Source organism: Photobacterium gaetbulicola (genome assembly GCF_003025515.1).
GTDB lineage: Bacteria > Pseudomonadota > Gammaproteobacteria > Enterobacterales > Vibrionaceae > Photobacterium > Photobacterium gaetbulicola.
On record NZ_PYME01000007.1, the window covers coordinates 95,818 to 118,379 of the forward strand.

A 22,562-nucleotide genomic window follows, 5' to 3' on the forward strand; every position below is an offset into this window, starting at 1 on the left:
GGTTTACGCGTAATTTGGAGGGAAGAGATGAGGAAAAGAGCATGATTAAGAGGCACCTCAAGAGGGTCTTGCTCTGCATGGCCGTGGTATTGGTGGTAGGCTGCGCCACCCGATTAGCCTACAACAATCTTGACGTATGGCTGAGCTATCGCTTTTCTTCCTATGTGAGCCTGGATTCCTCCCAGGACTCGGCGTTCGACCGGGGACTTGACCGTGCGCTGGCTATCCATCGTAGGCAGGAGCTTCCCAAAATCCATCGCACCATCGATGACCTGCAGGCTGACTTGCTTACGCCTATGACCTTTAGTCAGATGCAGGAATACTATACGGTGTTTACTCGGCTGGGGCAGGACTCCGCGGCAATTCTGGCTGATCCGCTTGCCGATCTCTTGGTCTCGCTCAACGAGGCTCAAGTAGCACAGTTAGAGGGGCACTTACGTCAGCGCTTTGCTGAATATGATCAGAAACGGGCCAAGCTAAGTCAGCCTGAAAAGTTGGCGAAACGAGCGGAGCGCTTGCAGGATTTTACCCAAGATTGGCTGGGATCACTGACTAGCCGGCAAGAGGAGTTGCTCACCGAACTGGCGGGCTACCAGTTGGAAATGTCGCCAGTCTTCCGCTCGCTGCGCAACGGCTATTTTGAGCGTTTGAAGCAGCTGATGGAAAACCGCACTTCGCCCGCCTTCAAGGCCCAGTTTACTCAGCTGATGCGCGATATGGTCGCCTTGAACAGTCCCAAATACCAAGCAGAGATACGTTTCTACCTCAATCGGCGCTTTGAGCTGATGCGCCGGCTCAACCATACGATGTCACCACAGCAGAAAGCGTTTCTCAACCGCAAGCTAGTAAACTTGCGTAAGGATGTGGCGTTGCTGATTAATCAATAAGTCGATCTGATTCTCATCTGGTTGTGAAAGTAATGTCAACAAACCCCACAAAACGTGTTAGATTGATTTTACTGATAATCACAATAGGGAATAAAAATGATTATTTATCTGCATGGCTTTGACTCAACAAGCCCGGGTAACCATGAAAAAGTATTGCAGCTTCAGTTCATTGATCCTGATGTGCGTTTTGTGAATTACAGTACCCTACACCCTAAGCATGATATGCAGCATTTATTAAAAGAAGTGCATAAGCTAAAGGAAGAGTCTGCGGATGAGCACCCGTTGATCTGTGGCGTCGGGCTGGGTGGATATTGGTCTGAGCGGATTGGTTTTTTATGTGGTATTAAGCAAGTTATTTTTAATCCAAACCTGTATCCAGAGCGCAATATGGAAGGCCGTATCGACCGCCCTGAAGAGTATGCTGATATTTCCACCAAATGCGTAACAGATTTTAGGCGAAAAAATGCAGGTAATTGCCTGTGCATCCTTTCCACTAAGGATGAAGTCCTAGACAACAGTCATACCAAAGATGTGCTTAGCGATTATTATGATGTTATCTGGGATGAAAACGAAACGCACAAATTCAAGAAAATCTCTCAACACTTACAAACGATTAAAGCATTCAAAGAAGCCTCCTAACCCGCGATTCAAGCAGGCGGTACAATTATGCTGCCTGCTGCGGCCAGTCCGGGTATTGGCTATTCGTAATTTCCACTCCCCATCTCGACTATGGCCTAGACCGAACCTCAAAAACAGCCTTCTCACGGCTGAGCATTGATCTTAATCAATTATTTCTTGCCTTGAAATAATATTGGCTTATAATGCAAATCTTAACTTTTTTTGAGGTAAATCAAAAAAAGTTGAGTTAATTAAATGAAGAAGATGTCGTAAGCATCCCTCGAGGTTCTAAAGTTAAGCTGTTGAATAAAAAGAATTATGCTGGTTGGAGTTAGCTCGGGCCAGGTTAGATTTCTAAATTTTAAAATTCTAAATTTGTGGAAGGAGTGTTGTGATGACTCGAATTATTGTTGTTGGCGGTGGCGCCGGCGGTTTGGAGTTAGCAACCAAGCTGGGTCGTACATTGGGTCGTAAAGGTCGTGCTAAGGTTACCTTGGTTGACCGCAAGGCAAGTCACCTGTGGAAGCCTTTGCTGCACGAGGTGGCAACCGGTTCGATGGATGCGGGTGTCGATGCACTGAGTTACCGCGCCCATGCTAAAAACCACTCGTTCGATTTCCAAATGGGTAGCCTGAAAGACATCGACCGCGAACGCAAGGTGATCACTCTCGCGCCATTACATGACAAAAATAATGAACTGTTGATGCCAGAGCGCGAGCTTGAATACGACATTCTGGTGATGGCAATCGGCTCGACGTCGAATGATTTCAACACGCCGGGAGTGAGCGAAAACTGTATTTTCCTCGATAGCCCTGAACAAGCGCACCGTTTCCGTACACAAATGAACAACCAGTTCCTGAAACTGCATGCGAACAAAGAACAGAAAACAGTTGATATCGCCATTGTCGGTGCTGGAGCAACGGGCGTTGAACTCTCAGCTGAGCTGCATAATGCGGTGAAAGAGCTACAGAACTACGGCTTTGGTGATCTGGATAGCTCTCGCCTGAACGTCAACCTGGTTGAAGCTGGTGAGCGTATTCTTCCTGCTCTACCGCCGCGTATCTCTTCAGCCGCCCACAGTGAGCTGACCAAGCTGGGGGTAAATGTGCGCACTGCGACCATGGTTACCAAGGCAGACGAAACCGGCCTGACAACCAAAGACGGCGACCATATCCCGGCGCAGATCATGGTCTGGGCTGCAGGTATCAAGGCACCGGATTTCATCAAGGATATCGCTGGTCTTGAGACTAACCGAATCAACCAGTTGGTGGTTAAGCCGACGCTGCAAACCACGCGTGATGACGATATCTATGTCATTGGTGATTTGGCATCTTGTGCCCAGGAAGACGGTAGCTTTGTACCACCTCGCGCCCAGGCCGCACACCAGATGGCAAGCCGTTGCTTCTCAAACATCGTAGCGAAAATGACTGACCGCGATCAGAAGCCATACGTCTACAGCGATCATGGCTCGTTGGTGTCACTGAGCCGTTTCTCAACCGTGGGTAGCCTGATGGGCAACCTGACCAAAGGCTCGATGATGGTGGAAGGCCGTATTGCCCGTGTGGTATACATTTCCCTTTACCGCATGCACCAGATTGCGTTGCACGGTGTGGTGAAAACCAGCCTGATGATGCTGGTAGGCCGTATTAACCGCGTACTGCGCCCTAACTTGAAGCTTCACTAAGCCACAGCTCGATACGGGTCAATAAAGAAGAACAATGATGTTCCTGCTGTTTGATGTGTTTGGTACCAAGATGTCCGTCGTTGCTGATCCTGCTAGCTAAAGCTATGTCGTCAAATCATAAAAAACCGCCAGAAACGGCGGTTTTTTTGATCTTGTGAAGTGCTGAGTGCTAATAACAATCAGTTGATTTTAAACAGCTCAACATCAAAGATCAGTACCGAGCCTGGCGGGATCGCACCAATCGAGCGGTTGCCGTAGGCCAGTTCGGCCGGAATGAAGAAGCGTGTTTTTTCGCCTTCGACCATCAACTGCAGCCCTTCAGTCCAGCCTTTGATCACTTGGTTAAGGCCAAACTGGATAGTCTCGCCACGATCGACTGAGCTATCGAACACTGTGCCGTTTAGCAGGGTACCGTGGTAATGGACGGTAACTTTATCACTGGGTTTCGGGTGTACAGTACCTGTACCTTGTTGCAACACCAAGTACTGTAGGCCAGATGCAGTGGTTTGCACCCCTTCTTTTTCCTTGTTCTCAGCCAGGAAGGTTTCACCCGCCTTGATATTTTCAACAGCAGCTTGCTTGTTGCCTTGAGAGCGTTGCATAAAGAAGATAATGAGCGCTACAAGGGCGATACCCAGAATAATTTTAAACACGTAAGTTCCTCATATCGTGCTGAATATGTTCGATGATAGTAGCAAAGCTAATTGTTTGGCGAAAGGTCGGGAGGGGGAAGATAACGAGCAATATCACTGGGGATGAGCGAGAACAGTAAACCATCGATTGGGCCAGCCTGGGTAATGATCCGGTTTCGGGCGGTACACTCGAAACGCGCCTTGGTCGCAAGGGCTGTACGCTGGCTGGCAAGATTGCCGGTATGGGTCACGATTTCGATCCGTGTCAGGCCGACTGTCTCAAAGGCAAACTGGGCGATGGCTTGGCAAGCTTCTTTTGCATATCCTTGCCGTTGGGCGCTTGAACGGATCCAGTAACCCAGCTCGGCCGAGTTGGCGAGTTCGGATAAATTGCTCAGGGAAGTACTACCAAGAAATGCCTCCGTGCTGCGCTCGAAGATGGCAAATTCATAACTGATGTCGTATACCCAGTTCTGCTGGCTGGCATGAATCCATTCATGAGCATCATGTTGGCTGTATTGGGCGTGGCACCAAGGAAGCCAAGGGGTAAGGCTTTGCTGCGAATGGCGGATTGCATCGAGCAAATCCAGCAGATCGGCATTTTTGTAAGGGCGGAGCAGCAAGCGCTCGCTGGTGAGTTGGTAGTCTGTCTTCATCCTGTCCACAGTCTCCATCGGTACATGTTGTTAGCATAAACCGGAGTGCGGTAAATGTCGTGGATGGTGTAAGAGCAAGGCGGGAAAGTGTGAAAAGGGCTGCGTTTGCAGCCCTTGGTAATGTGCGGGTGTTAACCGTCGATGCGGCGAATTTGGATCACCATACCCATCAGAGGGTGGTCAAGGTAGTGAGTTTCGCCACTGCGCATCTTGCGTTGCTGCTGGAACTGATACGTTTTGAGGAACTCTTCAACTTTCACCTGTTTTTTGACTTCCTGCAGGTGACCGATCTGGACACTGCCTGCCGGCTCAAGGCTACCTTCTATTGGGGCGAGCGGTTCAGCACCGATAATCACTTCACGGCGGCTTGGCTCGCGCAGGGCAAAGTTGGCTTCGGTGAATAGGAAGTGCTGGACATAAACGCGCAGGGTGCCGTCTAGCTCGCGTAGGGAGCTGGTTTCTTCTTGCGCTGAAATCAGTGATTCTTCGTTGAAGCCTTCATCCATTTGTCCGTCTGCAGGCTCGGTCGGTTGTGCTGATTTCACCGTACCATCAGCGGAAAACTGGGCGGAAAAGTCTTTACCGGCTGTGAAATGGATGCGAGGCGCTGCGGCACGACTCAAATCCCCTTGGCGCCAACCGAAGTGGGCTAGAGGGGTAAAGCCAGCATGCTGCTGGAGCTTATTGTATTGGCCGTTGAGCTCAAACTGCGAGGAGGGCATCGGGGTGAGCCCTCGCGCTTGCAGGCGAGCCGTGTCACCGAAGTCAATGGTGCCATTGAGATCGACGGGCTTTTGGTTATCCGGCCAAGACTCACTCACTTGCTCAGGCGCAATGTTACGCTTGAACAGGATCACTTCGATATCAAACTGTCGGGCTGCAAGGCTTGGCCAACTAATGGCAAACAGCAGCAAATAAATGATATTTTTCAAGATAATACTCCGCACTTAAGTGCTATCTATTATAGAGCGTTTTCGGCCAACTTTGTTAGGAGACCGTCAACATACTTTATTCTGTCTTTTCTGTCACTCATCGGGGCCATGACTTTCAGTTTGGTCGGCCCTTCCATCCGGAAATGCTGCGGCTGGGACTGTAGCAGGCCAACCAGTAACCCTGGGTCGATGTTGGCATTGGGGGTGAACTCAATGAAGCCGCCTTTCTCGCCAGCTTCAATCTTGCGCACACCAATACCTGCAGCTTTGAGCTTGATTTTGTTGAGAACCAACAGGTTGGTGGTTGGATCCGGCAGCAGGCCGAAGCGGTCAATCAGTTCGACCTTGAGCTCATCGAGCGCTTTTTCGCTGTTGGCACTGGCAATGCGTTTGTACAGCGACAGGCGGGTGTTGATGTCCGGAATGAAGTCTTCCGGTAGCAATGCTGGCAGGCGCAGTTCCACCTCGGTTTGTTGACGCAGCAGGTCGTCAAGCGAAGGTTCCTTACCTTCTTTAAGGGCTTCGACGGCTTGCTCGAGCATCTCCATATAGAGGGTGAAACCAACGGATTGGATCTGGCCGCTTTGCTCGTCGCCGAGCAGCTCACCGGCACCCCGGATTTCAAGGTCATGGGTGGCCAGGGTAAAGCCTGCCCCCAAGTCTTCCAGTGACGAAATTGCTTCGAGTCGTTTGACGGCATCTTTGGTCATGCGCTTAGGATGCGGCGTAAGCAGGTAGGCGTAGGCTTGGTGATGCGAGCGACCGACACGGCCACGCAGCTGGTGCAGCTGGGCCAGACCAAGGTGATCGGCACGGTTGATCACTATGGTATTGGCGGTCGGTACGTCGATCCCGGTTTCGATAATGGTGGTACAGACCAGCAGGTTAAAGCGCTGGTGGTAGAAGTCACTCATGATTTTTTCGAGTTCACGTTCGCGCATCTGGCCATGGGCGAAGGTGATCCGCGCTTCGGGGATCAGCTTGGCCAGATCCTCGGCGGTTTTCTCGATCGAGTCGACGTCATTGTGCAGGAAGTAGACCTGGCCGCCGCGCATGATCTCACGCAGCACGGCTTCTCTGACCAGGGCATCGTCGGATTCGCGGACGAAGGTCTTGATGGCCAGGCGGCGGGCCGGCGGCGTTGCGATGATCGACAGATCACGCATACCGCTCATGGCCATATTCAGCGTTCTTGGGATCGGGGTGGCCGTCAGGGTCAGGATATCGACATCGGCGCGGATCGCCTTGAGCTTTTCTTTCTGGCGGACACCGAAGCGGTGCTCCTCGTCAACAATCAGCAAGCCAAGATCATGGTAATCCACCGAGGCATTGAGCAGCTTGTGGGTCCCGATCAGAATGTCAATCTTGCCCTCGGCCATGTCGGCCAGGATCTGCTTCTGCTCCTTGGCGGTCTTGAAGCGGGAAAGCACCTCCACCCTGACCGGAGTATTGGCAAAGCGGTCGCGGAAGTTCTCGAAGTGCTGCTGGGCCAGCAGGGTCGTTGGTACCAGCACGGTCACCTGCTTGCTGTTGTCGACGGCGACAAAGGCAGCACGCATTGCTACCTCGGTCTTGCCAAAGCCCACATCACCGCAGACCAAGCGGTCCATCGCCTTGGCCTGACACATATCAGACAGCACGGCATTGATCGCCAGCGCCTGATCATGGGTTTCCTCGAACGGGAAGCCGGTGCAGAAATCGGCATAGGCTTCACGGTCAAGCTTGAATTTGTGACCCGGCTTCAGCTCGCGCTTGGCGTACACATCCAGCAGTTCGGCGGCGACATCACGGACTTTTTCCGCGGCTTTCTTGCGCGCTTTGACCCACGCCTCGCCGCCCAGTTTGTGGATAGGGGCGGTGTCTTCCGCCCCGCCGGAGTAACGGCTGATCAGGTGCAGCGAGGCGACAGGCACGTAGAGCTTGGCCCCGCCTTGGTATTCCAAGGTGACATATTCGGTTTTCATGCCGCCGGCTTCCAAGGTCTGGAGGCCCTGGTAGCGGCCGATACCGTGGTCGATGTGCACCACCGGCTGGCCCACTTTGAGCTCGGCGAGGTTGCGGATAATGGTATCGGCGTTGACCGATTTCTTTTCGTCGCGGCGGCGGCGCTGGACCACTCGTTCACCCAGCAGATCACTTTCACAGATCAGGGCAACTTCGGGCTTTTCCAGCACAAAGCCTTGCTCCGCGGCACCGATCACCAAGCTGAACTTGCCCGGTGTGGCCAAGGCTTCAGTCAGCGTCGGGGCGACAACAGGGCGGAGCTTGATCCGGGCCAGGAGGTCGAGCAGTGCTTCACGGCGGCCCTCCGAGGCGACCGAGAAGACAATTTTACCCGGGTAGCTTTCGGCGAAGCGGCGAAGCTCGGCCAGCGGCTCTTTTAGTTGGTGGTTGATCGTCAGCTTGGGGATAGCCTGCAGAGGGAGGTTATAGCGTCCTGCTTTCTCAGGTTCATTATCCGGACGGATACGTACCTGTGGCAGTGTTTTGAAATGGCTGAACATTTCATCTTTGGTCAGCCACAGCTCCTTGGGCTCGAGTAACGGGCGCAGAGGGTCGACCCGGCGCTGTTCAAAACGGTACTCAGCATCGGCCAGGAATTGGTCGACAGCAGGCTCGAGGGTCCCGATGGTGATGAGCAGGCTATTGTCCGGCAAGTAGTCGAAAAGGGTCTCGGTTTGCTCGAAGAACAGCGGCTGCCAATACTCGATACCTGCCGGCCATGTACGCTTGCTGACCTGCTGGTAGATAGACTCCGGCTCGCGGCGCGCTTCGAAGCGCTCGCGCCAGCGCATCCGGAAGTTCTCGATAGCGATTTCATCGGTCGGGAATTCGTGGGCCGGCAGCAGGCGGATGTGTTCAATTTCGCCGGTCGAGCGTTGGTTTTCCGGGTCGAACTGGCGGATTGAGTCAACTTCATCATCAAAGAAGTCAATCCGGTATGGCTGGTTGCTGCCCATCGGGAACAAGTCAATCAGTGAGCCGCGGCTGGCGTATTCACCGTGCTCGATAACCTGATCGACATGGCGGTAGCCAGAGGCCTCGAGCTGCAAGCGCAGTTTCTCCAGCGACAGCTTATCGCCGTTGCGTACCATCAGCGCGTGCTGGTGAATGAAGGCGCGAGGTGTCAGGCGTTGCAGCAGGGTGCTGATCGGCACCAGCACGACCCCATTGGCCTGCTGGGGGAGGGAGTATAAGCGGGTCAGTCTATCTGAAATGATATCTTGGTGCGGCGAAAAATTATCATACGGCAGGGTTTCCCAGTCGGGGAAAACGCTGACTTCCTGTGCGGAAAACTGGCTGATTTCCGGCTGCAGGCGTAACGCGGTCTGGGTGTCGGGTACCACGGCCAGGATCGGGCCTTGATGATCGTGGGCCAGTTCGGCAACAGAGAGTGCCAGCGCTGCACCGGACACATTACCGATAAATCGGCTGTCACCGGTTTTGGACGGTAATGGAAGAGAGAGAATAGACTGATCTTTCATGGTTAACTTTTATTATCTGATCGCTGTTGAGCGCGTTGGCGCAGAATTTTTTGTTGGAAATACAGGGCGGCTCGGATCAGCAGATCCCTGTCGTCCTCCATTAAGCATACATACCTCAAGGTAATCTCATGACTGCCGTTTTGCTGTGGCAGGCACTGGGTTACTTCAGCATAGGCGTAAACCGCCGCAGCGGGGTTGTCGAGAAACAGCTTGAGCCTGACGTGGTCGCCTTCGCTAAGTGCAACAGGTGAGAAGTAGGAGAGCTGGCTGGCACCAAAGGTATGGGTGATGAAGCGCAGCTCGGCATCATCTTGTTGGGCAAGGACGAAAGAAAGCAACAAGTTGATTTTATTGTTCTGTGCCGTTAAGTAGTTAGCGAGCGCTTTGAACTCTTCTTTATTGAGCTGGGATAAGGAGTGCTCCAAGCCTTCATCCAGGCTGCTGCATTCACTGGCGATACGAAACAGAGGCGGGATTTCTTGCTGGAAAGCCAGCATCTCGGGAATACCTGCACCGGGAGGGAGCGGTTCTACATTGATGGTCAATCCGGCATGGACTGAAAAATACTCGTCCTGATTCATGTCGCACTCGATATAAATTAACTATCCTACGATTATCACTCAGCTATTGCCAAGGGACAAGTAAACAGGCCCTAGAGTGGTGGTTTTACCCGCTGTTTTTACATTACTTTTACTGCGCTTCATGGTAATCAGACGCGGCAACAGGTATGCTTTCGAACAGTTTTTATAAGGATGGTATCTTCTCAATCTATGTTTCATCCCGTATCGTTTTTTATCGGGCTGCGCTATCTCAGGGGACGCTCTGGTGACAGGTTCAGCCGTTTTGTTTCTTACATGTCGACCGCGGGGATTACCGTCGGGGTCCTGTCCCTTGTCACAGTATTGTCTGTGATGAATGGCTTTGAGCAACAGCTCAAGGAGCGGATCCTTGGGGTGATGCCGCAAGCCGTTATATCTACCTCAGAGGGTTACCTCCCCCGGACAGAGCAACCTCCGGCACAAGTTTCTGCTATTGCCCATGTTGATATGGTGTCGCCGCTCACCCGCAGCGAAGCTATTTTGCAAAGTGCCAAGTCATTGGCGGCGGGGATGATGGTGGGGGTGGACCCAGAGGCCTTTGAGCCTGTCGGCTATTACATCAATCAAGGCGACATCATGGATCTGGAAGCGGGCAGCTACAGGGTGATCCTGGGACAGGTGCTGGCAAACCAGCTCGGGGTGAAAGTCGGTGACAAGGTGCGCCTGATGGTAACCAGCGCCAGCCAGTATACACCGCTTGGTCGTATTCCCAGCCAGCGCAACTTTGAAGTGGTCGGCTTGTACAATACGGGCTCAGATGTCGACGGCCAGCTGATCTTGACCCATATCGACGATGCGGGACGCTTGCTGAGGCTCAAACCCGGCCAAATGACAGGGTGGCGTTTGTTTGTCGATGATCCATTTGTCGTCGCAGAGCTTGCCAACCGGCCGTTACCCGAAGGGATGACCTGGTCGGACTGGCGCGAGCAGCGCGGCGAGCTATTCCAGGCCGTGAAAATGGAAAAGAATATGATGGGCCTGATGCTGGGACTGATCATCGGTGTGGCGGCCTTCAACATTATCTCGGCGTTGATCATGGTGGTGATGGAGAAGCAAGCCGAGGTAGCCATCCTGAAAACCCAAGGTATGACGAGTCGTCAGGTCTTGCTGGTATTCATGGTACAGGGTGCCAGCAGCGGCGTGATCGGCGCCATTATGGGCGGCTTGCTGGGGGCTTTGCTGGCGCTTAACCTCAACGGCTTGCTGTCGGTTCTCGGGGTGAATTTGATCACCGCCGGTGGCCAGTTGCCTGTGGTGATCTCACCGCTCCAGGTTGTTTTAGTTATTGTCGGTGCAATTATTCTAAGTTTGCTGGCAACTGTTTTTCCTTCCTACCGGGCGGCATCGGTTCGTCCTGCTGAGGCACTTCGTTATGAGTAATGCATTATTGGTTTGTCAGGGCCTAAGAAAAGTCTACCGTGAAGCCCAACTTGAAACAGAGGTGCTAAAAGGGGTCGGTTTCCACCTCGATGCTGGTGAGCTGGTTGGTATCGTCGGGGCGTCAGGTTCTGGCAAGAGTACACTTTTACATTTGCTCGGGGCTTTGGATGACCCGAGCGAAGGAGAGGTGTTCTTCAAGGGGCAGAAACTCAATGCCATGAGCGCCAACAAACAGGCTAAGCTACGCAACCAGGAAATTGGTTTTGTGTATCAGTTCCACCACCTTCTGGCCGATTTCAGCGCGGTGGAAAACGTGGCGATGCCCCTGCTTATCGGTGGGGTAGCGGCAACTAAGGCACGCGCCCAGGCTCATAGTATTTTGGAGTTGGTGGGGCTCGGCCACAGGTTGGAGCACCGTCCTTCGGAGTTGAGCGGGGGGGAACGCCAGCGTGTTGCGATTGCTCGGGCGCTGGTGAACAAGCCGTCACTGGTGTTGGCCGATGAGCCAACGGGTAACCTGGACCACAAGACCGCGTTGGAGATTTATGATCTGATGCGCAAGCTCAACAAGGAGTCGGGCACCGCCTTTCTTGTCGTGACCCATGACAACGAGCTGGCGGGTAAACTGGATCGCTGTATGCACATGCAGGACGGCGAATTGCAGCAGGTAGAGGTGGCCTGATGTTTCGACCGCTCTCTCTTTTTATCGGTAGCCGCTTTAGCCGTGCCAAGCAAAGAAACCGGATGGTTTCGTTTATTTCGATTTCATCGACGTTGGGGATCGCTGTCGGTGTGGCGGTGATCATTATTGGTCTGTCGGCGATGAACGGTTTTGAGCGCGAGCTGCAGAACCGCGTGCTGTCGGTGATCCCACATGGCGAACTGGAGGCGGTGACTCCGCCTTTCGAAGACTGGCAGCCTGTGCTCGACGTGGTCGAACAGCACCCGCGGGTGACTGCCGCGGCACCCTATATCCAGTTCACGGCGCTGCTTGAAAAAGGCAATAGCCTCAAGGCGGTGGAAGTGCGCGGCGTTGATCCTGAGAAGCAAAAAGAAGTCAGTGTGCTGCCGCAATTTGTCAAGGACAATGCCTGGGACAGTCTGGAAGCGGGCAAGCAGCAGGTTATTCTGGGCCAAGGGGTGGCCGACACCTTGGGGATCGGTGTGGGCGATTGGATCACCGCGATGATCCCTAACCCGGACCCTAGCTTGAGGCTTAAGGCACCGCACCGAATCCGGCTGCAGGTGACCGGTCTGCTGGCGCTGGCCGGGCAAATCGACCATAACTTTGCGTTGGTACCAATTGAGGATGCACAAGGCTACCTATCCATGGAGGCGGGTATCACCGGGATCGAGCTGAACGTGGACAACGTGTTGGATGCCCAGAGTATTGTGCGTGAGGTTGGCTTTACCTTACCGGTTTATGTCTACCTCAAGAGCTGGAACCAAAAATACGGTTACCTTTATCGGGATATCCAAATGGTACGCACCATTATGTACCTGGTCATGGTGCTGGTCATTGGGGTGGCTTGCTTCAATATTGTCTCGACCTTGATGATGGCGGTAAAAGACCGTGCAGCGGATATTGCGATTTTGCGCACCATGGGGGCTCCGGACAGGCTGATCCGCTCCATTTTCGTCTGGCACGGCGTGCTGTCGGGGGTTGTTGGCAGCTTGGTGGGCTCGCTGCTCGGCTCATTGGTGGCGGTCAACCTCACGAATTTGATTAAGGGGCTAGAGGGCTTGATCGGACACCAGTTTTTGTCGGGCGATATTTACTTTGTCGACTTCCTTCCCACGTCCTTGTCGCTGCACGATGTACTGTTGGTGACCACCACGGCGGTGGCATTGAGCTTCTTGGCAACCTGGTATCCAGCGAAAAGGGCAGGCGCGCTGCAGCCAGCAATAGTACTGAGCGCAAAATAATAGCGAACGAGGCCCTCAAGGTGTGTTGTGGTGATGGCTGATGCTGATGCAAACGTGTTTTGAGGGAGCGGTCGGCAAATGAGATAAAACGTGTTTAGTGATTTTCAGTGCTCTGCCAACTGCTTCGCTTTTTTGTTAGAAATATTTGAGTTTGCCTTACTGAGTGCTATTTAATCTAAGCAATAAAAAAACCTCGCATCTGCGAGGTTTTTTTTATTGCTTGGCGCTTAATCCTTGTGGAGGCTCAGGACGCGGAACCGACGTTTTTGCCAGCTTCGCACAACGGAGTAGCGCCATAGGCCGCGGATACCGAAGTAGCCAAGGGCAGAGAACAGGATAGAACAAACTGCGCACCCCAATAGGAAAGGAGGCCCAATTTGGTTCATCTGGTGCAACAGGAATTCCCAGGACAGCTCGAAGTGGAAGGCTTGGTGCGGGGTATCCATCAACCACGCCCCGACTTTATAGGCCCCATAAAACATCACCGGCATAGTGATAGGGTTGCTGATCCATACCAAACAGACAGAAAGCGGCAGGTTGACGCTAAAGATAATGGCGGCGCCGGCAGCCATGATCATCTGGCTGGGAAGAGGTACAAACGCCATAAACAAACCGACCGCAAAAGCTCCAGACGCCGAACGGCGGTTGAGGCACCACAAGTTGGGGTTGTAAAGCACGTTGCCAAATATCTTCAACGCTTTTTGGCGCTTGATGACATCATGGCTTGGCATTATTCGTTTAATTACTTGTCTTGGCATTGTAATTCTTTTTTTCACAGGCAGGCTTGAGATGAACAAAAGCGCTGCCGGGGTTGCACTTGGACTGCTATCGCTTCATTTTTGGCTGGCGTTGCCAACCTATCATGGGTTTATTACAACCTTAATGATAGGCAGTGTAGTGTGTTTCTTTTTCCGCTGGCGACTATTGATCTATATCGGCATCGGCGCTTGTTTGGCGAATCTCGCCGCAACATCCTATCTAAAAAACGTCCAACTGGCTTTTATTGAGCCGAGGAATATTACCATAGTTGGGGAAGTTAGCAGCCTATTAAATCATAAGAAACCAGATACTTTGTTTGATTTTGTAACCTCAGAAATGCGCTCGTCAGATATTCGTGCAAGCAAAACATTGCGTGTTAGGCTGGGTTGGTCCGAGCAAGTCAACATCCCGGAGATGAAACAAGGTGAGCGCTGGCAGTTGCAAGTTCGGCTGCGGCCGCCACATGGCCGGGTCAATAGCGCCGGTTATGACCGCGAGCGGCAGTATGTCGGCCAGGGGATCCACGCGACGGGGGTAGTGCTAAGTGGTATTCGCCTGGCACCGAGTCAGCATACGCTGTCAGGCTTGCGCCAATCGATTTTCGATGCCGCGGTGGACTATACCGAGGGACTGAGCCACCGAGGATATCTGCTGGCACTGGGGTTTGGCTTTCGCGGGGCACTGGACGCCAAAGATTGGGGGATACTGCGCGATAGCGGCTTGGCCCATCTGATGGCGATTTCCGGATTGCATATCGGTCTGGCGATTATGCTGGGATGGTGGAGTGGGGGCATATTGCGCAATCTTGTCGGTGATTGGCCGTATGCAATCTGGCTGCCGCTTTGGCTGGGACTGGCCATCGGAGCCCTGTACGCATGGCTCGCTGGCTTTACCCTGCCGACCCAGCGGGCATTGCTGATGAGCATGGTGGCACTGGTTTTGCTGCGGTTTCGGATCATCTGGCCGGGATGGCAAATCCTGCTGTTGGTATTCGCAGTCAGTCTCGCGTTGGATCCGCTGGCGTCATACCGGGCGGGCTTCTGGTTATCTTTTGCGGCGGTGACGGTTATCGCCTTGGCCTATGCCGGCGGAGTGAGATTCGAGGGGCATGCCGGGCTAGGGGTCTATCAACGCTGGTATGGCAAATGGCAGGCGCTTATTTTACTCCAGCTTTCTCTGCTAGTGCTGATGCTGCCTGTCCAATGGCTGTGGTTTGGTGGGTTTTCGCCCTGGGCGCCGTTGATCAATTTGCTGGCGGTGCCCTGGGTGAGTGTGACTACGGTGCCCTTGGTTCTGGCGGCGATTGTCTTCTCGCCTATTGAGCAGATGGCCATGGTGTGCTGGCAACTGGCCAATACCGCATTGACACCGGTGCTATGGTTGGCGCAGTGGACGCAGGGGGGCTGGTGGACACTCGCCGATAGCCAAGGCAACTGGGTGGTCGGCGTGGTTGTCATGGCTGTGCTGCTGTGGATGCTGCCGGTTAGGCGATTTATCGGACTGTTGGTGACCCTGTCAATCGTAGTCCTACTGTGGAACAAACCGCTCTTCCTGTTCAGTGACCCCAAGGCTGAACTTAGTGGTCGCTCCCCGGCGGCTGACCGCTGGCAAGTTGATCTGCTCGATGTCGGACACGGTCTGGCTGTTTTGATATCTACTCGAAATCGCAGCGTGCTCTATGATACCGGTAATCAATGGCCAGGGGGCTCCATAGCCAGTGCCGTGATCGAGCCGGTCCTGAAGCAGCGGGGCCAGGCTACGCTTGATGGCCTGATATTGAGCCATGCCGATAGCGATCATGCCGCAGGGGCTGACTATCTGGAGGTGGCTTTTGACCCCGAGTGGAAGCGCAGCAGCGATTTTCGCGCGGGTTATCAGGCGTGCATCCGGGGTGAACAGTGGCAGTGGCACAGCTTGAGTTTTCGAGTGCTGTGGCCGCCGAAACAAGTCGCGAGGGCGGCTAATCCCCATTCGTGTGTGATCGAAGTAAGGCAGTTTTCCGGGATGAATGAAGGTACGGGGGTATCTTTGCTCCTGACCGGGGATATCGATGCGGTGTCCGAGTTGTTGCTAGCCAGGCTGGAGCCGGGGCTATCGCCGGATATCTTGCTGGTTCCGCACCATGGCAGCCGGAGTTCGTCGACGGCGACCTGGCTAGAACAGATGGGCTGGCTCGGCAATATGTCACCCAAATATGCGCTGGTGTCGGTGGCGCGCTTCAACCCTTGGCAACTGCCGTCGGGCGAGGTGCGCCAGCGGTATTTGGACAAAGGCATCGAATGGCTCTCTACGGCTGAATCGGGTCAGGTGACACTGGCCATTGAGGGGGGAGAGATCGAGGTGGTACGTTATCGCCAAGACAGAAAAGCAGCGTGGTTTAGGCCGGCAATACCGCCGCCTTAACGGGAATAGGTCGTGGTGGTGAGGTTGGCTGTTTGAAAAACAAGCAGTTTTACAGCCGGGGGAATGAACTTATTTGGTCTCCGGCCTTTATGCGAGTAGAATGGAAAAATTGACTTAAAGAAAAAATGGTTTCCATGACTACTTCGAACGATCAAACCACTTGGGAGACGTTTAAGCGACTGTGGCCTTCGATTAGCCTGTATAAAGCCGGTTTGGCTGTCGCTGTTGTTGCATTGATTATCAACGCCGCAAGTGATGCATTGATGCTCTCGATGATAAAGCCGCTAATGGATGAGAGCTTTGGCGGGCTTGACGGAATTGAATCGAATTTCCTGGCAATGATGCCTATCTACCTGATGGGGCTGATGATCCTACGCGGGGTCAGTGGCTTCGTTTCTACTTACTGCCTGGCATGGGTTTCGGGCAATGTGGTGATGAGCATGCGTCGCCAGATGTTCAACCACTTCATGAAAATGCCGGTCGGCTTTTTCGATAAAGAATCGTCGGGCAAACTGCTCTCGCGCATTACCTACGACTCGGAGCAGGTGGCCGCAGCAACCAGCAATGCCATGGTCAGCCTGGTGCGCGAAGGAGCCAGTATCATCGCCCTGATGGCTATCATGTTCTATAACAGCTGGCAGCTGTCGGCTATTTTGCTTGTCATTGCGCCTGTGGTTGCCGTCAGCATTCGCGTGGTCTCCAAGCGATTCCGCCGGATTTCCAAGAATATGCAGGACGCGATGGGCTCAGTCACCTCGTCGGCAGAGCAAATGCTCAAGGGCCACAAAGTGGTGCTGAGCTACGGTGGCCAGCAGGTCGAGCAGGATCGCTTCGAGCAAGTGAGTAACCGGATGCGTCAGCAGACCATGAAGCTGGTCTCGGCCCAGGCTATTGCCAACCCGGTTATTCAAGTGATTGCTTCTATGGCACTGGTTGTGGTGCTGATCCTCGCTAACACCGAAGCGTTGCGCGAGTCGCTGACGCCGGGTACCTTTGCGCTGATCTTCGGTTCCATGTTTGGCCTGATGCGCCCGCTTAAGGCGCTGACTAACGTGACCTCCCAGTTCCAGCGTGGTATGGCGGCATGCCAGACGCTGTTTGGCCTGATGGAGCTTGAGACGGAAAAAGACAACGGTAACCATGAAGCTAAGCGCGTGAACGGGGATATCCAGGTGAAGGATGTGACTTTCACTTACCCAACCAAGGATGCGCCGGCGCTGAGAAACGTCAGTTTTGATTTGCCCGCCGGGCAGACACTCGCCTTGGTCGGCCGATCGGGCTCGGGCAAGAGTACCATTGCCAACCTGCTTACCCGCTTCTACGACATCGACTCGGGCAGTATCACCATTGATGGCCATGACATTTGTGACTACAAGCTGGCTAACCTGCGCGAGCAGGTGGCGGTTGTGTCGCAGAATGTCCACCTGTTCAACGACACGATTGCCAACAACATCGCCTATGCAAGCGGTGATAACTACAGCCGGGCGGATATCGAAAAAGCCGCAGAGCTTGCCTATGCCATGGACTTTATCAAAGAGATGGACAATGGCTTGGATACCATCATCGGCGAGAACGGTGTCAGCCTTTCCGGTGGCCAGCGCCAGCGTATTGCGATTGCCCGAGCCCTGTTGCGCAATGCTCCTGTACTGATCCTCGATGAGGCGACGTCGGCCCTGGATACCGAATCAGAGCGGGCCATTCAGTCTGCACTGGACGAGCTGCAAAAAGACCGAACCGTGCTGGTAATTGCCCACCGCTTGTCGACCATTGAAAACGCCGACCAGATCCTGGTAGTCGATGACGGGGAAATTATCGAACGTGGCGTGCATGCCGAGCTGTTGGCCCAAGAAGGAGCCTATGCCCAGCTGCACCGTATCCAGTTTGGTGAATAATGGCTTCCGTTATCGAAAAAATATGGTTTGAGCACCATCCGGCTGGGGTGGTGCTCAAACCGCTGCTGTGGCCGTTGAGCAAACTATTTGGCGCGGTGAGCCGTCATCGCCGCCAGCAATACCAAACCGGTCGGAAAGCCGCTTACCGCCCGTCGGTGCCGGTCGTGGTGGTGGGCAATATTACCGCTGGCGGTAATGGCAAGACGCCGGTGGTGGTCTGGCTGGTTGAGCAGCTCAAGGCCGCAGGGCTCAAGCCCGGGGTGGTTTCCCGCGGCTATGGGGCCAAGGCACCGCATTATCCCTACCGGATCAGTGACCAGAGTACGACCGCCGAAGCAGGTGATGAGCCGGTGTTGATATTTCGCCGCACAGGCGTCCCTGTTGCGGTCTCGCCCAAGCGTGCCGAGGCGGTGCAGCTGATTGAGTCCGACGTCGATGTCATCATCACCGATGACGGTCTGCAGCACTATGCGCTGGCAAGGGATATCGAAATTGTGGTGATTGACGGCCAGCGCCGTTTTGGCAACCAGCAGCTGATCCCGATGGGGCCGCTGCGCGAAGGCTGTGAGCGCCTGCAAGAAGTGGATTTTCTCATTTGCAACGGCGGCAATGCCGAACGCAATGAAATCCCGATGCAACTGGTGCCTGCAGACTTGGTCAACCTCTGCACTGGCGAGCGCTGCGAGGCTGCCAAGCTGCAGGGTGACATTGTTGCCATGGCCGGTATCGGCCATCCCCCGCGTTTTTTTAGTACATTGCAGCAGCTCGGTATCACCCCGGTGAAGTGTCAGCCATTCGCGGATCACCAGGCGTTTGCCGAGCAAGAATTAAAACAGCTGTCCGCGCAAGGCCAGCACTTAGTCATGACAGAGAAAGATGCGGTGAAATGCCACGCTTTCGCCCAGCCTAACTGGTGGTATTTGCCGGTCGATGCCGCGATGCCCGCCGAGCAGGCTGAAAGCTTGATTAACCGGATTATTAAGGTAAAGGAAGAGTATGGATCATCGTCTGCTTGAAATCGTTGCATGCCCAGTATGCAAGGGTAAATTGAACTTCGACAAAGACAAAAATGAGCTGATCTGCAAATTTGATCGTCTGGCATATCCGATTAAAGATGGTATTCCAGTACTACTGGAGCCAGAGGCGCGCACTCTGAGTTCGGAAGAGGTGAAATAATGTCTTTTACCGTGATTATTCCGGCCCGCTACCAGTCTTCACGCCTGCCGGGTAAGCCGCTGGCAGATATTGCCGGCAAGCCGATGATCCAGTGGGTTTATGAGCAGGCGAGCAAAGCCGGTGCCGAGCAGGTTATTGTGGCGACGGACGATCAGCGGATCGCCGACGTGGTCAAGGCATTTGGCGGCGAAGTCTGCATGACCCGTGCCGATCATGAGTCGGGAACCGAGCGCCTGGCGGAAGTGGTCGAGAAATACCAATTGGCTGATGACCAAATTGTGGTCAACGTTCAGGGTGACGAGCCGCTGATCCCAGACAGCATCATCCGCCAGGTAGCGACCAACCTAGCTGGTAGCAAAGCGCCGATGGCAACACTGGCTGTCGAGATTGACCACGCCGATGAAGTGTTTAATCCTAATGCGGTGAAAGTGGTGACCGACAAAGACGGCTACGCACTTTACTTCAGCCGCGCCTCCATTCCATGGGATCGCGATAACTTTGCCAAGCGCCCGCAGGAAATCCACCAGAATCTGATGCGCCATATCGGTATCTATGCCTACCGTGCTGGTTTCATCAACACCTACATCAACTGGGAGCCGAGTGCGCTGGAGAAAATCGAAGCGTTAGAGCAGCTTCGGGTGTTGTGGTACGGTGAGAAAATCCATGTAGAAGTGGCAATTGATGCGCCGCCGGCCGGGGTGGATACGCCAGAGGATTTGGAAAAAGTACGTCAACTGGTAGGTTGAGTACTGCGAAAAAAGTAACGGGGAAGCTTAAGCTTCCCCGTTTTTTTAGCTTGGGCACCCCTTGTTGTGCATCAGTTATGGCTCAGTGATTGCCCTGCTGCGCTTGCCCTTGAGTAAGCGCTTCCAGTTGACCGGCATCATCGGTACCACTATCAGCAAGATCCCCGCTAGTGTGAGCAGATCGGGAATTTCATCGAACCACATCACCCCGAACGCTGTCACGAACACCAGCCCTGAATACTCTGCCAGAGCAATTTGGCCGGCCGCCGCTTTCTTGTAGCCAATGACCACCAAGGCATGGTAGCCCAGCACAAATAGGTTGATCGCCATGATCCAGCCGACATGGCGCCACTCTATGTCAGCCCACTGCGGTACGGCCAAGGCGAGCGATAGCGGTAGGGTCATCACGCCGGTCCAGAATAGGGTTGAAACCAGGTGCTGCTCTTGGGGTAATTTACGGATCAATATGTTACCCAATCCCATAGAAAGGGCACTGCCAAGCCCGGCAATCGCGGCCCAGTGGAAATGCTCCGGCCGTAATACCACCAGCACACCGGCAAAACCGATGCTGGTGGCGATGACTTTCGACCGGGGCGGGGTTTCCTTGAGCAGCAAGACCGACAACGGCAACATCAGCAGCGGGCCAACATAGAACATCGCATTGGCGGTCGCCAGCGGCAAGAAGGTAATTGCGATCATGGCACAGGCGCTACCCATCAAGATCAACTGGGCGCGCCAGAAGGCAATTTTGCAGCATCCCTGGTGGCGCTTTTCCCGCGGCAGTGCCAGCCAGAACGGTAATAACATGATCACGCTGAGCAACTGGCGGATGAATACATACTGGAAGGTAGGGACTTCTCCGTTGAGGATTTTCAGTGAAACGTCAGAGAAGGAGGCTAACAAGTTGGCGGCAACAAGCAGGACAATGGCCTGGTTAACTGGACTACGCATTGATACTCGGTGGCTAAATGGGCTTAGTGATAAAATAATCCTGCCATATTGTATGGCAAGTGGACGTATTCTACCGATCCATCCTGAAAATTCACTGAGTAATTTGCAATATTACCGAAGAATTGAGCTTAGTATTTGATTATCAATAAAAAAGCCACCCATATGACTTGGGTGGCTTCCAATTTAGCGTCTAGTGCCTAGTGCTAGTTTTAAGCTTTCGCTGTCTGCTCTTCGATATCGGCATCGGACTCGAACAGGGCGTTGTCGGCTTGGCCCAGTACCCGAGAAGTAATGGTACCGGCAGTCATCGCGCCGCTGACGTTTACCGCAGTACGGCCCATATCAATCAGTGGCTCAATGGAGATCAGCAGGCCAGCTAGAGCGACCGGCATATCCAGGGCTGACAGCACAATTAGAGCCGCGAAGGTCGCACCGCCACCAACACCGGCAATGCCGAACGAACTAATGGTAACAATGGCAATCAGGGTTATCATGAAGCCAGGGTCAAGCGGGTTGATGCCGACCGTCGGGGCGATCATCACGGCCAGCATCGCAGGATACAGGCCGGCACAGCCATTCTGGCCCATGGTGGCACCGAATGACGCTGAGAAGTTAGAAACAGCATCGCCGTTGCCCAGCTTTTTCACTTGGGTTTCAACGTTGAGTGGAATGGTACCGGCGCTGGAGCGCGAGGTGAATGCAAAGGTCAGTACCGGCAGGATTTTCTTCAGGTAACGGATTGGGTTAACGCCAACAAACGCTACCAGGACCAGGTGCATTACAAGGATTAAGCCCAGGCCGACGTAAGAGGCCACCACGAAGTTGAGCAGGCTCAGGATGTCGTCGTAGTTCGAGCCTGCAACAACTTTGGTCATCAGCGCCAGTACGCCGTATGGCGTTAGGCTCAGCACCATGCGAACCAAGGTACGCACGACTTCCTGGGCAACGTTGATGAACTTCTCGAAGCTTGCACCCAGCTCTGGTTGGGTGCGGATCACGGTAAGGCCAGCCACACCGACAAAGGCGGAGAAAATCACCACAGCGATAGTCGACGTTGGGCGGCTACCAGCCAAATCGGCAAACGGGTTGGCCGGGAAGAAAGAGATAATCATGTCGGCAAAAGACATGGCTTCAACCGAGGTCAAACGGGTTTCCAGCATCTCACCACGGGCGATCTCGCGTGCTCCCTGAACGATCCCCTCGGCACTCAGGCCGAACATGCTGCTAATAAGAATACCGATCAGCGCTGATGCCGCTGTGGTCGCCAGCAGGATACCGATACTCAAGCCTGAGATTTTGCCCAGCGACCCCGAGTCTTTCACCTTGATGATGGCACCGATGATAGAGACAGTGATCAACGGCATGATGATCATTTTCAACAGGCTGACGTAGCCCGCACCAACAATGTTGATGTACTCCAGAGTGCCAGCGATAACGTCGCTGCCACCGCCGTACACAAGCTGGAGCGCGCCACCGAATAGCACACCCAGCCCCAACGCGGTAAATACGCGCTTGGAAAGGGTTTGCTCTGATTTTTGTTGTTTGACCAACAGGGCAATAATGATGGCGAAGACCGCCAAGTTGAGTATCTGGAACATCGAACCTAATCCTACCGTTGTTTATAACTCGCAATTCCGGTTTGCTAAGTCATCAATCACTAATTGGCTGCAATAGTAAGATGTGAATCGCAAAACCTGAATCAGTTTTCGCCGTTCTCGTTATGAGTAATCGGTATTTAATAAAACAAAAAAGAATAAGGGTGAAAAGTTGAGCAAAGTTGCTGTTTTTATACAAAAAAACGCTCGTAAACGTTAAGAATAAGGGGGGAGGGTCGCT

General features: G+C 53.6%; 19 protein-coding genes. 11 read left to right on the top strand and 8 right to left on the bottom strand.

The features are described from left to right. Positions 1-41: 41 nt before the first annotated feature. The 3 genes from C9J03_RS08185 (at position 42) to C9J03_RS08195 (ending at position 3,189) form a co-directional block, all read left to right on the top strand. On the top strand, positions 42-887 hold the full coding sequence (locus C9J03_RS08185; RefSeq protein WP_044622938.1) for a DUF6279 family lipoprotein: 846 nt from the start codon (positions 42-44) through the stop codon (positions 885-887). A gap of 96 nt (positions 888-983) precedes the next feature. Next, a complete protein-coding gene (ycfP, locus tag C9J03_RS08190) occupies positions 984-1,526 on the top strand; it encodes an alpha/beta hydrolase YcfP (RefSeq protein ID WP_044622939.1) in 543 nt (180 codons plus the stop codon). Between the two features lie 373 nt (positions 1,527-1,899). Beyond that, a complete protein-coding gene (locus tag C9J03_RS08195) occupies positions 1,900-3,189 on the top strand; it encodes an NAD(P)/FAD-dependent oxidoreductase (RefSeq protein ID WP_044622940.1) in 1,290 nt (429 codons plus the stop codon). 179 nt (positions 3,190-3,368) lie between these two features. Here C9J03_RS08195 and C9J03_RS08200 read toward each other — a convergent pair whose 3' ends face one another. From C9J03_RS08200 to C9J03_RS08220, 5 genes are all read right to left on the bottom strand, one after another. Continuing rightward, on the bottom strand, positions 3,369-3,842 hold the full coding sequence (locus C9J03_RS08200; protein WP_044622941.1) for a BamJ family beta-barrel-assembly machinery protein: 474 nt from the start codon (positions 3,840-3,842) through the stop codon (positions 3,369-3,371). Between the two features lie 47 nt (positions 3,843-3,889). Beyond that, complete coding sequence (locus tag C9J03_RS08205; protein ID WP_044622942.1) at positions 3,890-4,477, bottom strand: GNAT family N-acetyltransferase; 588 nt, start codon at positions 4,475-4,477, stop codon at positions 3,890-3,892. A gap of 131 nt (positions 4,478-4,608) precedes the next feature. Further along, positions 4,609-5,409 (bottom strand): peptidoglycan binding protein CsiV, encoded by an 801-nt coding sequence (locus tag C9J03_RS08210; RefSeq protein ID WP_044622943.1) that lies wholly within the window; start codon positions 5,407-5,409, stop codon positions 4,609-4,611. Positions 5,410-5,438: 29 nt separating this feature from the next. After that, positions 5,439-8,894 carry a transcription-repair coupling factor gene (gene mfd, locus C9J03_RS08215; protein ID WP_044622944.1) on the bottom strand — a complete coding sequence of 1,152 codons (3,456 nt, stop codon included), beginning with the start codon at positions 8,892-8,894 and terminating at the stop codon, positions 5,439-5,441. Positions 8,895-8,896: 2 nt separating this feature from the next. Further along, the gene (locus C9J03_RS08220) at positions 8,897-9,475 is read right to left on the bottom strand and encodes a hypothetical protein (protein WP_044622945.1); all 579 of its coding nucleotides are present in this window, start codon (positions 9,473-9,475) and stop codon (positions 8,897-8,899) included. A 189-nt stretch (positions 9,476-9,664) separates the two neighbouring features. Here C9J03_RS08220 and lolC point away from each other — a divergent pair, with 189 nt between their 5' ends. The 3 genes from lolC to lolE are packed head-to-tail and all read left to right on the top strand — an operon-like array spanning position 9,665 to position 12,799. Beyond that, positions 9,665-10,873, top strand: a complete 1,209-nt coding sequence (gene lolC, locus C9J03_RS08225; protein ID WP_044622946.1) for a lipoprotein-releasing ABC transporter permease subunit LolC — start codon at positions 9,665-9,667, stop codon at positions 10,871-10,873. Then, on the top strand, positions 10,866-11,555 hold the full coding sequence (lolD, locus tag C9J03_RS08230) for a lipoprotein-releasing ABC transporter ATP-binding protein LolD (protein ID WP_039468727.1): 690 nt from the start codon (positions 10,866-10,868) through the stop codon (positions 11,553-11,555). The genes lolC and lolD overlap by 8 nt, the downstream gene beginning before the upstream one ends. Continuing rightward, the gene (gene lolE, locus C9J03_RS08235) at positions 11,555-12,799 is read left to right on the top strand and encodes a lipoprotein-releasing ABC transporter permease subunit LolE (RefSeq protein ID WP_044622947.1); all 1,245 of its coding nucleotides are present in this window, start codon (positions 11,555-11,557) and stop codon (positions 12,797-12,799) included. The genes lolD and lolE overlap by 1 nt, the downstream gene beginning before the upstream one ends. 227 nt (positions 12,800-13,026) lie before the next feature. Here lolE and C9J03_RS08240 read toward each other — a convergent pair whose 3' ends face one another. Then, a complete protein-coding gene (locus C9J03_RS08240; protein ID WP_044622948.1) occupies positions 13,027-13,557 on the bottom strand; it encodes a DUF2062 domain-containing protein in 531 nt (176 codons plus the stop codon). Positions 13,558-13,588: 31 nt separating this feature from the next. Between C9J03_RS08240 and C9J03_RS08245 the strand changes: the two genes are divergently transcribed. The 5 genes from C9J03_RS08245 to kdsB all read left to right on the top strand — a co-directional run bounded on the left by C9J03_RS08245 (position 13,589) and on the right by kdsB (position 19,775). Next, positions 13,589-15,961 (top strand): DNA internalization-related competence protein ComEC/Rec2, encoded by a 2,373-nt coding sequence (locus C9J03_RS08245; RefSeq protein WP_044622949.1) that lies wholly within the window; start codon positions 13,589-13,591, stop codon positions 15,959-15,961. Between the two features lie 134 nt (positions 15,962-16,095). Then, positions 16,096-17,853 carry a lipid A ABC transporter ATP-binding protein/permease MsbA gene (msbA, locus tag C9J03_RS08250; protein WP_044622950.1) on the top strand — a complete coding sequence of 586 codons (1,758 nt, stop codon included), beginning with the start codon at positions 16,096-16,098 and terminating at the stop codon, positions 17,851-17,853. Beyond that, a complete protein-coding gene (gene lpxK, locus C9J03_RS08255) occupies positions 17,853-18,869 on the top strand; it encodes a tetraacyldisaccharide 4'-kinase (protein WP_044622951.1) in 1,017 nt (338 codons plus the stop codon). The genes msbA and lpxK overlap by 1 nt, the downstream gene beginning before the upstream one ends. Further along, complete coding sequence (locus tag C9J03_RS08260) at positions 18,850-19,029, top strand: Trm112 family protein (RefSeq protein ID WP_039468742.1); 180 nt, start codon at positions 18,850-18,852, stop codon at positions 19,027-19,029. Before lpxK ends, C9J03_RS08260 begins: the two co-directional genes overlap by 20 nt. Continuing rightward, the gene (kdsB, locus tag C9J03_RS08265) at positions 19,029-19,775 is read left to right on the top strand and encodes a 3-deoxy-manno-octulosonate cytidylyltransferase (protein WP_039468745.1); all 747 of its coding nucleotides are present in this window, start codon (positions 19,029-19,031) and stop codon (positions 19,773-19,775) included. Before C9J03_RS08260 ends, kdsB begins: the two co-directional genes overlap by 1 nt. Positions 19,776-19,850: 75 nt before the next feature. Here the strand turns inward: kdsB and C9J03_RS08270 are convergent, their stop codons facing one another. Together C9J03_RS08270 and C9J03_RS08275 are read right to left on the bottom strand one after the other, a co-directional pair. Then, the gene (locus C9J03_RS08270; RefSeq protein ID WP_044622952.1) at positions 19,851-20,726 is read right to left on the bottom strand and encodes a DMT family transporter; all 876 of its coding nucleotides are present in this window, start codon (positions 20,724-20,726) and stop codon (positions 19,851-19,853) included. 209 nt (positions 20,727-20,935) lie between these two features. Beyond that, positions 20,936-22,324, bottom strand: a complete 1,389-nt coding sequence (locus C9J03_RS08275; protein WP_044622953.1) for an L-cystine transporter — start codon at positions 22,322-22,324, stop codon at positions 20,936-20,938. Positions 22,325-22,562 lie beyond the last annotated feature (238 nt).